The organism is Modestobacter versicolor (assembly GCF_041028285.1).
GTDB classification, from domain to species: Bacteria; Actinomycetota; Actinomycetes; order Mycobacteriales; family Geodermatophilaceae; genus Modestobacter; species Modestobacter versicolor_A.
The window spans coordinates 272,759-286,612 of record NZ_JABGDB010000005.1 but is presented as its reverse complement, the minus strand read 5'-3'; the positions used below and the strand labels follow the sequence as shown (position 1 = coordinate 286,612).

At 74.4% G+C, this 13,854-nt stretch carries 15 protein-coding genes; 9 read left to right on the top strand and 6 right to left on the bottom strand.

Annotation, left to right across the window (positions count from 1 at the left end; all coding sequences use genetic code 11):
• Positions 1-146 precede the first annotated feature (146 nt).
• From HL054_RS17535 to HL054_RS17510, 6 genes are all read left to right on the top strand, one after another.
• Positions 147-1,022: an FAD binding domain-containing protein gene (locus tag HL054_RS17535; RefSeq protein WP_369140332.1), complete on the top strand. Its 876-nt coding sequence runs from the start codon at positions 147-149 to the stop codon at positions 1,020-1,022.
• A complete protein-coding gene (locus HL054_RS17530) occupies positions 1,019-1,537 on the top strand; it encodes a (2Fe-2S)-binding protein (protein ID WP_369140331.1) in 519 nt (172 codons plus the stop codon). The genes HL054_RS17535 and HL054_RS17530 overlap by 4 nt, the downstream gene beginning before the upstream one ends.
• Complete coding sequence (gene cutA, locus HL054_RS17525; RefSeq protein WP_369140329.1) at positions 1,534-3,942, top strand: aerobic carbon-monoxide dehydrogenase large subunit; 2,409 nt, start codon at positions 1,534-1,536, stop codon at positions 3,940-3,942. Before HL054_RS17530 ends, cutA begins: the two co-directional genes overlap by 4 nt.
• A complete protein-coding gene (locus HL054_RS17520; protein ID WP_369140328.1) occupies positions 3,939-4,616 on the top strand; it encodes an SRPBCC family protein in 678 nt (225 codons plus the stop codon). Before cutA ends, HL054_RS17520 begins: the two co-directional genes overlap by 4 nt.
• Positions 4,617-4,952: 336 nt before the next feature.
• Positions 4,953-5,531, top strand: coding sequence for a hypothetical protein (locus HL054_RS17515; protein WP_369140327.1), 579 nt, complete (start codon positions 4,953-4,955; stop codon positions 5,529-5,531).
• A 38-nt stretch (positions 5,532-5,569) separates the two neighbouring features.
• On the top strand, positions 5,570-5,803 hold the full coding sequence (locus HL054_RS17510) for a hypothetical protein (protein ID WP_369140326.1): 234 nt from the start codon (positions 5,570-5,572) through the stop codon (positions 5,801-5,803).
• A gap of 13 nt (positions 5,804-5,816) precedes the next feature.
• On the opposite strand, the gene HL054_RS17505 is transcribed toward HL054_RS17510, so the two are convergent.
• The 5 genes from HL054_RS17505 to HL054_RS17485 form a co-directional block, all read right to left on the bottom strand.
• Positions 5,817-6,050: a hypothetical protein gene (locus tag HL054_RS17505; protein ID WP_369140325.1), complete on the bottom strand. Its 234-nt coding sequence runs from the start codon at positions 6,048-6,050 to the stop codon at positions 5,817-5,819.
• Between the two features lie 50 nt (positions 6,051-6,100).
• Positions 6,101-6,442, bottom strand: coding sequence for an iron chaperone (locus tag HL054_RS17500; RefSeq protein ID WP_369140324.1), 342 nt, complete (start codon positions 6,440-6,442; stop codon positions 6,101-6,103).
• Positions 6,439-6,729, bottom strand: a complete 291-nt coding sequence (locus HL054_RS17495) for a hypothetical protein (RefSeq protein WP_369140323.1) — start codon at positions 6,727-6,729, stop codon at positions 6,439-6,441. Before HL054_RS17495 ends, HL054_RS17500 begins: the two co-directional genes overlap by 4 nt.
• 13 nt (positions 6,730-6,742) lie before the next feature.
• Entirely contained in the window at positions 6,743-8,218 is a 1,476-nt protein-coding gene (locus tag HL054_RS17490) for an MFS transporter (RefSeq protein WP_369140321.1), read from the bottom strand.
• Positions 8,219-8,371: 153 nt separating this feature from the next.
• Complete coding sequence (locus HL054_RS17485) at positions 8,372-9,454, bottom strand: alkene reductase (protein WP_369140320.1); 1,083 nt, start codon at positions 9,452-9,454, stop codon at positions 8,372-8,374.
• 147 nt (positions 9,455-9,601) lie between these two features.
• Here HL054_RS17485 and HL054_RS17480 point away from each other — a divergent pair, with 147 nt between their 5' ends.
• Complete coding sequence (locus HL054_RS17480) at positions 9,602-10,423, top strand: SDR family oxidoreductase (RefSeq protein ID WP_369140319.1); 822 nt, start codon at positions 9,602-9,604, stop codon at positions 10,421-10,423.
• Positions 10,424-10,508: 85 nt separating this feature from the next.
• On the opposite strand, the gene HL054_RS17475 is transcribed toward HL054_RS17480, so the two are convergent.
• Entirely contained in the window at positions 10,509-12,332 is a 1,824-nt protein-coding gene (locus HL054_RS17475) for an ABC transporter ATP-binding protein (protein ID WP_369140318.1), read from the bottom strand.
• Positions 12,333-12,407: 75 nt separating this feature from the next.
• Here HL054_RS17475 and HL054_RS17470 point away from each other — a divergent pair, with 75 nt between their 5' ends.
• Both HL054_RS17470 and HL054_RS17465 read left to right on the top strand, forming a co-directional pair.
• Positions 12,408-12,884: a MarR family winged helix-turn-helix transcriptional regulator gene (locus HL054_RS17470; protein WP_369140317.1), complete on the top strand. Its 477-nt coding sequence runs from the start codon at positions 12,408-12,410 to the stop codon at positions 12,882-12,884.
• Between the two features lie 128 nt (positions 12,885-13,012).
• Entirely contained in the window at positions 13,013-13,834 is an 822-nt protein-coding gene (locus tag HL054_RS17465) for a dienelactone hydrolase family protein (RefSeq protein ID WP_369140316.1), read from the top strand.
• Positions 13,835-13,854: the final 20 nt, after the last annotated feature.

The following is a 13,854-nucleotide window of genomic DNA, read 5'->3' as shown; positions in this document are numbered from 1 at the left end:
GGAAGCCTCTTAGCGGTGAGAGATCTCCCCGGTGGCCGAGCTGCTCGCGGGCGCAGAAGATTTAGCGGTGAGGTACTTCCGGGACACAGGAAGCGGTGTCAGAGTCATCCCCTCCCCCGTCGACCCGTGGAGGTGACCCGCACCCGGTGAAGCCCGCTCCGTTCGGCTACGCCGACCCGCGCACGGTCGAGGAGGCGCTCGACGTCCTCAGCAGCGAGGGCGAGGGCGCGAAGGTGCTCGCCGGTGGCCAGTCCCTGCTCCCGCTGCTGTCCATGCGGCTGGCCGCACCCACCACCCTGGTCGACATCAACCGCGTGCCGGGGCTGGACGCGATCGAGGCCGGCCCGGACGGCGTCCGGGTGGGCGCCCTGGTGCGGCACGCCCGGCTGCTGGCCTCCGCCGAGGCCGCCGCCGTCCAGCCGCTGCTCGGCCGGGCGACCGCGAACGTGGCGCACCCGGCCATCCGCAACCGCGGGACGACGGTCGGCTCCATCGCGCACGCGGACCCCTCGGGCGAGATGACCTCGGTGCTGGCGCTGACGGACGGTTCCGTCACGGTCGCCACGCCGTCGGGCCGGGAGACGGTCGGCTGGGCGGACTTCTTCGTCGGCCCGCTGGAGACCTCGGTGCACGGGCCGGCCGTCGTCGTCGACGCCTTCTTCCCGGCGCTGCCGGAGCGGTCGGGCACCGCGTTCGCCGAGATCGCCCGGCGCAAGGGCGACTACGCGGTCTGCGGCGCCGGCGTCGTCGTCACGCTGGACGCCGACCGGCGGGTCGCGTCGGCGACGGCGGCCTACATCTCCGTCGGGCTGGTGCCCGAGGTGCTCGACCTGACCGACGCCGTCGGCGGCCGGCCGGTCGACAGCGCGGACTGGGCCGCGGCGGGCGAGCTGGCCCGCGGCCTGGTCGAGCCGGACGGCGACCTGCACGCCAGCGCCGACTACCGGCGCCTACTGGTGGCCACCCTGACCGCACGGACGCTGGCCACAGCCGCTGCCGAGGCAGCCGGGAGGACCGCATGAGCATCGACACCGACCGGACGATCTCGGTCACCGTGAACGGCGTCCCCCGGGACGCCACCGTGCCGGTGCGGCTGCTGCTGTCCGACGCGCTGCGGCACGAGTTCGGGCTGACCGGCACCCACGTGGGCTGCGAGCACGGCGTCTGCGGCTCGTGCACGGTGCTGGTCGACGGGCAGCCGACCCGCTCCTGCCTGGTCCTCGCCGTCCAGGTCGACGGGCACGAGGTGACCACGGTCGAGGGGCTGTCCCGGTCCGACCACCAGGGCGGGCAGGTGCTGCACCCGATCCAGGAGGCGTTCCGGGAGTGCCACGCCCTGCAGTGCGGGTTCTGCACGCCGGGCTTCCTGACCACCCTCGCGGCCGGCCTGGACGCCCGCGACCCCGCGGTGGAGATCACCGAGGAGGAGGTCGACGAGCTGGTCGGCGGCAACCTGTGCCGGTGCACCGGCTACGCGAACATCAAGAAGGCCTGCCGGCACGCCGCGGCCGCGATGCGCGAGGAGGCGACCCGGTGACCACCAAGCTGTTCGGGGAGCCGGTCCGCCGCCGCGAGGACGCCCGGCTGATCACCGGCCAGGGGCGGTACCTCGACGACATCGGCTCGTCGGCCCACGCCGCGGCGTTCGTCCGCAGCCCGTACGCGCACGCCCGGATCGTCGACATCGACGTCTCGGCCGCGATGGACGTCGAGGGCCTGCTCGCGGTCTACACCTACGAGGACCTGGTCGGCCCGATGGCCGAGCCGTTGCCGGTGCTCATCCCGCACCCCCAGCTGACCCATCCCCGCACCGGCTACCCGCTGGCCCGTGACGTCGTCCACCACGTCGGCGAGGCCGTGGTGATGGTGGTCGCCACCGACCGGTACGTCGCCGAGGACGCCGTCGGCCGGATCGAGGTGAGCTACGAGGAGCTGCCGGTCGTCGTCGGCGTCGACGCGGCCCGCGAGGCGGTGCACGCCGTCCACGACGACGTCCCGGACAACGTCGCGGCCCGGCACCACCAGGAGACCGGCGACGTCGAACCGGCGCTGGCCGCCTCGCCGCACGTCCTCTCCTTCACCCAGTACTTCGAGCGCAGCGCCGCCATGCCGATGGAGGGCAAGGGCGTGCACGCCCGCTGGGACGACGACGACTCCTCGCTGCGGGTCTACACCAGCACCCAGGCCTCGACGTCGGTGCGCGCGGCGATCGCGGCGAAGCTGCAGCTGTCGCTGGAGAAGGTCGAGGTGATCGCCCCCGACGTCGGCGGCGGCTTCGGCGTGAAGATCGTGCACCCGTGGCCCGAGGAGCTGCTGGTGCCGATGGCGGCCCGGATGCTCGGCCACGAGGTCAAGTGGAGCGAGGACCGCCGCGAGCACTTCATCTCCTCCGCGCACGAGCGGCAGCAGCGCCAGGAGGTGACGATCGGCTACGACGACGACGGCCGGATCACCGCCCTCGACGTCCACGTCTGGCACGACAACGGCGCGTACACGCCCTACGGGATCATCGTGCCGATCGTGACCGCGACCCAGCTGGTCGGCCCGTACGTCATCCCGGTCTACCGGGTGCAGGTGGAGAGCCTGTTCACCAACACCGTCATCGTCACGCCGTACCGCGGTGCCGGGCGGCCGCAGGGCTGCTTCGCGATGGAGCGGGCGATGGACCGGATCGCGCAGGAGCGCGGGCTGGACCGCGCCGAGGTGCGCGAGCGCAACCTAATCCAGGCCGACCAGTTCCCCTACGACCACCACCTGACCTTCCAGGACGGCCGGCCGGTCATCTACGACTCCGGCGACTACGTCGGGCTGATGGCCAAGCTGAAGGCGCTGGTGCACTGGGACTCGTTCGAGGCCCGCCGGGCCGAGGCCGCCGCCCGCGGCAAGCACCTCGGCATCGGGATGGCGATGTACGTCGAGGGCACCGGGCCCGGGCCGTACGAGGGCGGGCACGTGCAGGTGCTGGGCAGCGGCAAGGTGCTGGTCTCGACCGGGCTGACGTCGCAGGGCCAGGGGCACGAGACGGTCTTCGCCCAGCTGGTCGCCTCCGAGCTCGGCGTCCCGATGGAGGACGTCGAGGTGGTCACCGGCGACACCCGGCGCTTCGGCTACGCGGTCGGCACCTTCGCCTCCCGGGCCGCGGTGATGAGCGGCAACGCGGTGGCGCTGGCGGCGCGCGGGGTCAAGGAGAAGGCGCTGCGGATCGCCGCCGAGGTGCTCGAGGTCGACCCGGCGGACCTGGAGATCGACGAGGGCCTGGTCCAGGTCAAGGGGACGCCGGGGGCGTCGATCCCGCTGCGGACGGTCGCGGTGCTGTCCAACCCGCTGCGGTACGCCTTCGACGAGGCGGCCAAGCAGGCCACCCAGTTCGCCGGCCCGGGCGACGACTCGAAGCCGCCGGTGGCGGCCGGGGACGCGCCGGGCCTGGAGCACACCGACTACTACTCCCCCGTGCGGTCCACGTTCGCCTCCGGCGCGCACGCCGCGGTGGTGGAGATCGACCCGCTGACCTGGGAGATCGACGTCGTCGACTACGCCGTGGTGCACGACTGCGGCAACGTGGTGAACCCGATGATCGTCGAGGGCCAGGTGCACGGCGGGGTCGCCCAGGGCGTGGGCGGCGCGCTGTACGAGCGGATGGCCTACGACCGGGACGGGCAGCTGCTGAACGCCTCGTTCATGGACTTCCTGATGCCCTACGCCTCCGAGGTGCCCGACGTGGTCATCGACCACCAGGAGACGGCGTCGCCGCTGAACCCGCTGGGTCTCAAGGGCGCCGGTGAGGCCGGCGTCATCCCCGGGTCGGCGGCGATCGCCTCGGCGATCGAGGACGCGGTGGGACGGCGGATCGCGGCCATGCCGATCTCGCCGACCGAGCTGTACGACCTGGTGCGGTCCGACGCCGACCAGGTGACCAACTCTCACCCAGGAGTCCTCGCGTGAACCTCGACGGCAGTGCGGTGCTCTCGGCCACCCCCGAGCAGGTGTGGGCGGTGATCACCGACCCGGCGGTGCTGGCGCGGACCATCCCCGGCTGCGAGACCCTGCAGCAGGTCGGCGAGGACAGCTACACGATGGTCGTCTCGGCCGGCGTCGGCGCGGTCCGCGGGAAGTACTCCGGCGAGGTGCGACTGTCGGACCTGCAGTTCCCGACGTCGTACGTGATGCACGCGTCGGGCTCGGGCGGGCCCGGCTCGGTGCGGGCGACGGTGCCGATCACCCTGGAGGCGGTCGAGGGCGGCACGAAGCTCACCTACTCGGCCGACGCCGTGGTCGGCGGGGCCGTCGCCGGGGTCGGGCAGCGGATGATCAGCGGCGTCGCCAAGCGGATGGCCGGCCAGTTCTTCTCCGCCGTGGACCGGGAGCTGTCCGCACCGGCGGACGTCACGCCGTCGGCGGCCGCGGTCAGCGACACCCTGGTGCAGGCGGCGGCCCCGGCCGACGGCCCCGCGGCGCCGTCCACCGCCCCGGTGACCTACGCGGCGGCGAAGGCCCCGACCGCCGCGGCCGGCTGGGTGCCGGCCGAGGCGCGACCGCTGCTGGTCGGCGCGGCCGGCGGTGGCCTGCTCACCCTGCTCGGCGTCTGGGTCGGCTACCTCCTGGGCCGCCGCAGCTGATCCCGCGCGCCGCCCCGCGCGGCGCCGCTCCCAGCTCGCCCCCGCAGCACCCCGCTGCCCCACCCCGGGCCGAAGATGGCCATCTTCGCCCCCTCCAGAGCGCCGAACATGGCCATGTTCGGCGCCGGTGGAGGGCCGAAGATGGCCATCTTCGGGCTTGGTCGAGGGGCGAACATGGCCATGTCCGGGGGCGGTGGCGGGGCGGAGATGGCCGAGTTCGGCGCGGGCGGGCGAGGTCAGGGGCGCGGCCCAGGGGTGGGACAGGCTGCGCACAGGCGGGTCTCCGACGGTGGGGGCAGCGGTCGGACGGTCCGGCCGGACTCGGAGGACACCCACGTGCGCACGAAGCTGATCACCCTCACCGCCGCCGGCCTGTTCGCCGTCGGCGGCGCCGCCGTCGCGGTCCCCGCCCTGGCCGCCACCGACTCCTCGGACCCCGCCGGTACGGGCACCTCGCGGGTCGAGCGGATCACCGAGGCCCTGGCCGGGCTGGTCACCGACGGCTCCCTCACCCAGGAGCAGGTCGACGAGGTGGCCGCGACCCTGGACGCCGCCGACCCCGGCGGTGGTCCGGGGGGCGGGCACGGCGGCGGCCCCGGCGGTGGACCAGGCCTGGAGGCCGCCGCGACCGCTCTCGGCATGACGGAGGACGACCTGCGCACCGCCCTGCAGGCCGACGGCGCCACGCTGGCCTCGATCGCCGAGGAGCAGGGGGTCGCCGTGGACACCCTGGTCGACGCCCTGGTCGCGGCCGCGCAGGAGCGCATCGCCCAGGCCGTCACCGACGGCGACCTGACCCAGGAGGAGGCCGACGAGCGGCTGGCCGACCTGGAGGCGCGGGTCACCGAGCGGGTGGACAGCAGCCTGGGCGACCGGCCGCAGCGCCCCGACCGCGGGGACGGCACGACGGACTGACGCCGCACGGCGCCCGGCGGCACCCGGCGTGCGGCCGGGTGCCGCCGTCCGTCACCGCCGGACCAGATGGGCACGCCGCGGACGGGCGCAAGGTCGTCGTCACCGTGCACCCGGCGACCGCCGAGCAGGCCGCCCAGCACATCGCGGCCCTGCTCGCCCGCCTGGACGCGCTCATCGACGGCCTCGACGAGCACTCCCGGACGACGGTGGCCACCTTCCTCGCCGACGCGGCCGCGACCTACCGCGAGACGCGGCCGAACCGCGACGACTGACCGCCCGGGGGAGTCAGGGGGCGGTGCTGACGCCGGCGGCCAGGGCGCCCAGGACGCCGACGACCACGAGCACCCAGCCGGTGACGCGCAGGCCCTTCCCGGTCGACTGCGGCACCGGTGAGCGGCGCGCCGCCGCGCGCCTCCGGTTGCCCAGCACGACCAGCACGATCCCGAGGACGGGCAGCAGCAGGCGCCCCACCAGCGCACCGGCCTGCTCGGCGGCGTCCGCGACGACGATCATCTCCACCGGGCCATCATGTCCGGCGGCGGACCGCCACCACCGGCCGCCCCCCGGGCTCAGCCGCGCTGGTCGACCATCGCCTGGACCACCCGGGCCAGCAGCTCCGCCGGCAGTGGTTCCACGTGGAGCAACCGCATCGTGTCCTTGGCGCCCCGGTGCGGAGCGACCAGCGCGGCCAGGTCCGGGTCCAGCGCAGGGAGCGGGTACAGCCCGATGTGCCGCTTCCAGGCCGCGACGTGCAGCAGCGGCAACCCGTCGAGGGTGAACGTCGGCATCGCGTAGCTGATCGTCTCCCCGGCGTCCGGCACCACCTCGTGCACGATCCGGCGCACCTCCGCCATCCGGGCCCGGACGTCGTCCGGCAGCCCGGCGAGGTACCCGTCGACGGTGGCGGTCATCCGTCCCGTCCGGCCAGGACCAGCCCCAGGACGGCGGCGCTGGCGACGCAGGCCGCCTTCGACGCCCCACCGACCGACCGCCAGGACAGCACCGAGCCGACGGACTGCGCCGACAGCGCCGAGCCGACCGACATCCAGCTGCCCACCGACAGCAGCGACGTCGAGGACCCGACGCTGCCGATCGAGGCGAACGAGCCGACGCTGCCGATGGACAGGAACGAGCCTTCCGAGGCGATCGACAGCGCGGAGTGCCGGGATGCCACGGACAGCCACGACCGGGTGCTCATGCCCGGCAGCGTGTCACTCCGGGCCGTCGCCCACCAGGGTCCCGCCGGCGACCAGCGCGGCCTCGGGGTGGCGCAGCGGGACGTCGGGCTCCTGGTGCGTCCGCGGGTCGCGGCCCACGGCCGGGATCAGCAGCGTCGCACCGGCCGCCAGCACCAGCGCGCCGGTGAGCACCAGGAACCCGTGGGTGTAGCCGGACTCGGCCGGCAGCCCGGACGCGCCGGCGCCGGCGGTGACCACCGAGGCCATCACGGCGGCCCCGATCGACCCGCCGATGGTGCGGATGTTCGCGTTCATCCCGCTGGCCACCCCGGTCTGCTCCGGCGGCACCGAGGCCACGATCAGGTTCGACATGGAGGCGAAGGCGAACCCGAAGCCGACGCCCATGAGCACCGACACGGCCAGGATCGCGGCCTGCGTGTCGTGCGCCAGCGCGAACCCGAGGTAGCCGACCGCGGTCACGATCGTGCCGGCCAGCAGCACCATCCTCGAGCCGATCCGCTGCGCCAGCCGCCCGGACACCAGCCCCAGGAAGAACGAGGCGACGGTCTGCGGCAGCATCAGCAGGCCCGACTCGGTGACCGTGGCGCCGAAGCCGTACCCCGCCGAGGGCGGCGTCTGCAGGAACTGCGGCAGGAAGGCGAAGGCCGCGTACATCGCCATCCCGTAGAGCAGCGCCACCAGGTTGGTCGCCCAGACCCCGCGCACCCGCATCATCCGCATGTCGATGAGCGGCTGCGCCGCCCGGGACTCGACCACCACCCACCCGACCAGCAGGACGACGGCGGCGGCGAGCAGACCGAGCACCTCGACCGACCCCCAGCCCCAGGACGGCGCCTGGCTGACCGCGAGCAGCAGCGCCACCAACCAGGCCGACAGCAGCAGGGCGGCCGGCCAGTTGATCGAGCCGGCGGTGCGCACCCGGGACTCCGGCACCAGGAACTGGGCGGAGAGCCCGGCGAGGACCAGCACGATCAGCGGGAACCAGAACAGCCAGTGGTAGCTGAGCGCCTCGACGATCGGACCAGCGACGACGAGCCCGACGCCGGCGCCCACCGCGACCAGCGCGGAGACGGCGCCGACCGCACCGGCCACCCGTTCCCGCGGGAACTCGTCGCGGATGATCCCGAAGGCCAGCGGCAGCACGCCGCCGCCGACGCCCTGGACCACCCGGGCGACGACCATCGTGGTCAGGTCGTCGGCCAGCGCGGCCATCAGGCAGCCGACCGCCAGCGCCCCCAGCGCGGCCACGAACATCCGCTTCTTGCCGGTCATGTCGCCGAGCCGGCCCAGGATCGGCGTGAAGATCGACGCCGACAGCAGGTAGGCAGTGAGCACCCAGGTGACGTCGGACTGGTTGGTGCCCAGCCCCTCCTCGAGGGTCGGCAGCACCGGGGTGACCAGCGACTGCAGCAGGGAGAAGGCGATCACCCCGGTCGCCAGGACCGCGAAGGTGACCCGGTGGGACGTGCGACGTCCGGTGGTGCTCATGCAGCGGTGCCCGTCCTCGTCGTCGCCCGGGTCGGTGTCCGGCAGACCCGGGGCACCCTGGACCCTCACCCAGATCGGTGCAGAGCACAACTGCAGCGGCGGCCCTGCGGAAGGGCGCGGCAGCCCGCAGGCGCCGGGCCCTTCCGTCGGCGCTCAGCCCCGGCTGGCCGCCAGCACCGGGTAGTCGGTGTAGCCCTCGGCGCCCACGGCGTAGAACGTCGCCGCGTCAGGCTCGTTCTCCGGGTGCTCGCCGGCCCAGCGCTCGACCAGGTCGGGGTTGGCGATGGCCAGCCGTCCCACCGCGACGGCGTCGGCGTGCGCGGCCTCGATCAGCCGCACCGCCTCCTCGCGGGTGGTCACGGTGCCGAAGCCGCTGTTGGCGATCAGCGGGCCGGCGAAGCGGCGGCGCAGCTCCTGGACGAGCTCACCGGCCGGCTCGGCGTGCAGCACCGACAGGTAGGCCAGGCCCAGCGAGCGCAGCGCGTCCAGCAGCGTGCCGTAGGTGGCCAGCACGTCGTCCCGATCGGTCTCCAGGGCCCCCTGGATGTTGTGCTCGGGGGAGATCCGCAGGCCCACCCTGCCGGCGCCGACGGCCTCGGCGACCGCGGTGACGACCTCGATGACGAAGCGCGCCCGGTTCTCCGGGCTGCCGCCGTACACGTCGTCGCGCTGGTTGGACGCAGGGGAGAGGAACTCGTGCAACAGGTAGCCGTTGGCGACGTGCAGCTCCACGCCGTCCAGGCCGGCCTCGATGGCGCGGCGGGAGCCGGCGACGAAGTCGTCCCGGACCTGGCCGGCCTCCTGGACGGTCAGCGCGTGCGGCACCGGGTAGGCCTGCTTGCCCTTCTCGGTGTGGCCGGCGCCCTCGATGGCGATCGCACTGGGCGCCTCGACCCGGCGCCCGCCGTTGACGTCGGGGTGGGTGACCCGGCCGCCGTGCATGACCTGCATGACGATCCGGCCGCCTTCGGCGTGGACGGCCTCGGCGACCCGGCGCCAGCCGGCCACCTGCTCGTCGGTGACGATGCCCGGCTGGCCGACGAAGGCCTGCGACTCGTACCGGGGGTAGGTGCCCTCGGTGATGATCAGGCCGAGGCCGGCTCGCTGGCGGTAGTGCTCGACGACGAGGTCCCCGGGGACGCCGGCCGCCCCGGACCGCATGCGGGTCAACGGGGCCATGACGACACGGTTTGCGAGCTCGAGGTCGCCGAGGGTGACGGGGGAGAACAAGTCCATACCGGGGCCAAGGCGGACGGCAGCGCCCGGCATTCCGGGTGCGGTGACCGTCACGTGGTCCCGGAACACAACCGGGCCCCTGTGCGCTGGGCTCCCTCGGACGCACGACCACAGCAGCGGAGCAGGACCACAGCAGAGGAGAGACCCATGGCCAGGACCTGGTTCATCACCGGCGCATCGCGCGGCTTCGGCAAGGAGTGGTCGGTCGCGGCCCTCGAGCGCGGCGACAGCGTCGCCGCCACCGCCCGGGACACGTCCTCCCTCGACGACCTGGTGCAGCAGTTCGGCGACCGCGTCCTGCCGCTGCAGCTCGACGTCGACGACCGGGACGCCGTGTTCGCCGCCGTGGCACGGGCGCACGACCACTTCGGCCGGCTCGACGTCGTCGTCAACAACGCCGGCTACGGCCAGTTCGGGATGGTCGAGGAGGTCTCCGAGGCCGAGGCGCGGGCCCAGTTCGACACCAACGTGTTCGGCGCGCTCTTCGTCACCCAGGCCGCGCTGCCCTACCTCCGCGCGCAGGGCTCCGGGCACTTCCTGCAGGTGTCGAGCATCGGCGGCATCACCGCGTTCCCGAACATCGGCATCTACAACGCCTCCAAGTGGGCGCTCGAGGCGTTCAGCCAGTCGCTGGCCGCCGAGGTCGCCGACTTCGGCATCAAGGTCACGCTGATCGAGCCCGGCGGGTTCTCCACCGACTGGGGCGGCGCCTCGGCCAAGCACGCCGAGCCGAACCCGGCCTACGACACCTTCCGGGAGAAGGCCGCCGAGCAGCGCCGGGCGCGGGTGGCCACCCCGGGCGACCCGACGGCCAGCGCCGCCGCCGTCCTGCAGGTCGTGGACGCCGAGAACCCGCCGCTGCGGGTCTTCTTCGGCGACGGGCCGCTGGGCATCGCCACCCGCGACTACGAGTCCCGGCTGGCCGAGTGGCGGCAGTGGGAGCACGTCTCCAAGCTCGCCCAGGGCTGACCCCGCCCGGCGATCGCGCCCAGGAGCCCCCGCCCCGAACCGGGGCGGGGGCTCCCGCGCGCACCCAGAGGGGAACGGAGCAGGGTCAGCCGACGAGGGCGACCTCGCGCTCGGCGGCGCCGGCCAGGTCGGCGTACCGCCCACCCAGGGCCATCAGCTCGGCGTGCGTGCCCTGCTCGACGACCCGGCCGTGCGAGAGCACCGCGATCAGGTCGGCGTCGCGCACCGTCGACAGCCGGTGGGCGATGGTGATCGTCGTCCGGCCCCGGCTGGCCTCGTCCAGCGCCAGCTGCACCGCCCGCTCGGTCGCGTTGTCCAGCGCGCTGGTCGCCTCGTCGAGCACCAGCACCCGCGGGTCGCGCAGCAGCGTGCGGGCGATGGCCAGCCGCTGCTTCTCCCCGCCGGAGAACCGGTGCCCGCGGGCGCCGACCACGGTGTCGTAGCCGTCCGGCAGCGCGGCGATCACGTCGTGCACCTGGGCCCGCCGGGCGGCGGTGACCATCTCGGCCTCGGTCGCGTCGGGCTTCGCGTGCCGCAGGTTCTCCCGGATGGTGCCGTGCAGCAGGTAGGTCTCCTGCGACACGACGCCGACCACCCGGGCCAGGTCGGCCAGCGCGACGTCCCGGACGTCGGTGCCGTCGATGGTCACCCGCCCGGACGTCGGGTCGTTGAGCCGCGCCACCAGCGAGGCCAGCGTCGACTTGCCCGACCCGGTCTCGCCGACCAGCGCGAGCGTGGCGCCGGCGGGCACCACGAGGTCCACGTCGTCCAGGGCGGCGCGGTGGCCGTCGGCGTAGGAGAAGCCGACGTGGTCGAACCGCACCTCGCCCCGGACGTCGTCCAGCGGCACCGGGTGCGCCGGGTCGTCGATGTCGACGGGCAGGTCGAGGTACTCGAACACCCGGCTGAACAGCGCCATCGAGGCGGTCAGCGCGACGCCGACGTCCAGCAGGCCCATCAGCGGGCGGAACAGCGCGCCCTGCAGGGTGGTGAACGCGACCAGCGTGCCGATGGTCATCCCGCCCGACGTCGCGGGCAGGCCGGCGGCCAGGTAGATCAGCGCCGGGATGCAGGCGAACACGATGCTCATGGTGGCCATCCGCCAGCGGCCGGCGAGCTGGGAGCGGACCTCGAGCCCGACCAGGTCGTCCGACGTCCCGGCGAACCGGCGCGACTGCGCGGGCCCGGCGCCCAGCGTCTTGCCCAGCAGCACCCCGCTGACGCTCAGCCCCTCCTCGACCTGGGAGTGCAGGTCGGCGAGGTACCGCTGGCGCTCGGCGGTGATGGTGCGGCGCATCCGGGCCACCTTGCGGGTCAGCCAGATGGCCGGCGGCAGGACGACGAGGGACAGCAGCGACAGCCGCCAGCTCAGCACGGCCATGGCGACGGCGGTCCCGACGACCGTGGTCGCGTTGGCGGCCAGCGACGTGGCGGTCGAGGTGACCACCGACTGCATGCCGCCGATGTCGTTGGTCAGCCGGGACTGCACCTCGCCGCCCTTGGTGCGGGTGAAGAAGCCCAGCGACTGGCGCTGCAGGTGGCTGAAGACCGCGGTGCGCAGGCCGTGCATGACGTGCTGGCCGACGGTCGTGGACAGCCAGGTCTGCAGCACGCCGAGGACGGCGGTGACGGCGGTGACCGCGACCATCCCGGCGACGGCCCAGCCGAGCAGTGCGACGTCCTGGGCGGGGAGGGCCTCGTCGATGACCAGCCGGACGAGGAACGGCGTCGCCAGCGCGGCGAGCGAGGAGGCCACGATGAGCGCGACCACGAGGGCCAGCTGCCAGCGGTACGGGCCGAACAGCCCGACGACGCGGCTCCAGCGCACGGGCGAGCGCTCCAGCTGGGCCTTGTCGGCCGGGTCGGGTCGGCCGCCGCGGCGGCCCCCGGTGTTGGTGTTGTCGTCCAAGCGACCACCCCTTCGGATTGATGCTGAGGTTACCTCACGGTGTGGTAACCGCACAGCCATGGCTACGATTCCCGGGTGGCCGACTCCCCGAGGACCGACTCCCCGAGGACCGACTCCCCGCGGCCCGACTCCCCGCGGCCCGACGACGGGACGGCGCTGCTCGGGGACCTGGTGATGCGGCTGGCCCGCACGCTGCGCCGCCGGTTCAGCGCGGTGCTCGAGCCGTGGGAGCTGTCCCCGCACCAGGCCCGGGCGCTGCGGGTGGTCTGCGCCCGCGACGGCATGCGGCTCTCGGAGCTGGCCGAGGCGCTGCGGATCGCGCCGCGCTCGGCCACCGAGGTCGCCGACGGGCTGCAGGAGCGGGGCCTGGTCGTGCGCGCCGCCGACCCGGCCGACCGGCGGGCCGTGGTGCTCACGCCCACCGACGACGGCCGGCGGGTGCAGCGCGAGGTGGACGCCGCCCGGGCCGCCGACGCCGAGGAGCTCTTCGCCCGGCTGTCCCCCGCCGACCGCACCGAGCTGGGCCGCATCCTCCGCTCGCTCGCCGACTGAACCGGCTGCCGCCGTTGTGCACTCATCGTCGTGTCCGGGGCCGGGAGACGACGATCGGCGCACGATCGCGGACGGCGCCGCGCACCCGAGGGCTCGACGCCGGGCGGCTGGTGCCCCACGATCAGCCGATGACAGAGCCGTCGTCCTCCGTCCTGACCGGCTGGGCCGTCGAGCCCTTCACCAACGCCGGCATCACCCACGACCTCTACACGCGCGGGTCCGGCCCCGGGGTCGTGCTGCTGCCGGAGATCCCGGGCATGACCCCCGCGGTGCTGGGGCTGGCCGACCACCTGGTCGACTCCGGCTTCACGGTCACCGTCATCTCGCTGTTCGGTGAACCGGGGCGGCCGCCGTCCCCCGGCTACGCGGCCCGGTCCTTCGCCGGCGCCTGCATCAGCCGGGAGTTCCGCGCCTTCGCGCGGCGGGCCGACCGGCCGGTGGCCGAGTACGTCCGGGCGGTGGCCCGCCGGGTGCACGACCGGGTGGGCGGCCCGGGCGTCGGCGTCATCGGGATGTGCTTCAGCGGCGGCTTCGCCCTGGCCAGCGCCGCGGACCCCGCCGTGCTGGCGCCGGTCGCCAGCCAGCCCTCGCTGCCGCTGCCGCTCACCACGGGCCGCCGCCGCGACCTCGGCATGTCCGACCGCGAGCGCGAGGCGATCTCCACCCGGGTCACCGACGACGGCCTCTGCCTGGTCGGCCTGCGCTTCAGCGAGGACAAGGGGGCGCCCGCCGACCGCTTCCGCGCCCTCCGCGCCACCTTCGGCGACGGCTGGCTGCCGATCCCGCTGAACTCGCGGCCGGGCAACCCGGCCGGCATCAGCAGCACCGAGCACAGCGTGCTGACCAGCAAGGACGTCGAGACGCCCGGTCACCCGACGCACGAGGCCCGCGCCCAGGTCGTCGACTTCCTCCGCGAGCGGCTCGGGGTGCGGACCACCGCCGAGGCCTGAGCAGGGGCCTGAGCAGGGGC

Excerpts from the sequence above, each read along its gene's own strand:
- HL054_RS17530 (WP_369140331.1), top strand. The coding sequence starts at position 1,019 with ATGAGCATCGACACCGACCGGACGATCTCGGTCACCGTGAACGGCGTC.
- HL054_RS17500 (WP_369140324.1), bottom strand. The coding sequence starts at position 6,442 with ATGACCGCCACCGTCGACGGGTACCTCGCCGGGCTGCCGGACGACGTC.
- HL054_RS17480 (WP_369140319.1), top strand. The coding sequence starts at position 9,602 with ATGGCCAGGACCTGGTTCATCACCGGCGCATCGCGCGGCTTCGGCAAG.
- HL054_RS17485 (WP_369140320.1), bottom strand. The coding sequence starts at position 9,454 with ATGGACTTGTTCTCCCCCGTCACCCTCGGCGACCTCGAGCTCGCAAAC.
- HL054_RS17490 (WP_369140321.1), bottom strand. The coding sequence starts at position 8,218 with ATGAGCACCACCGGACGTCGCACGTCCCACCGGGTCACCTTCGCGGTC.
- HL054_RS17495 (WP_369140323.1), bottom strand. The coding sequence starts at position 6,729 with ATGAGCACCCGGTCGTGGCTGTCCGTGGCATCCCGGCACTCCGCGCTG.
- HL054_RS17465 (WP_369140316.1), top strand. The coding sequence starts at position 13,013 with ATGACAGAGCCGTCGTCCTCCGTCCTGACCGGCTGGGCCGTCGAGCCC.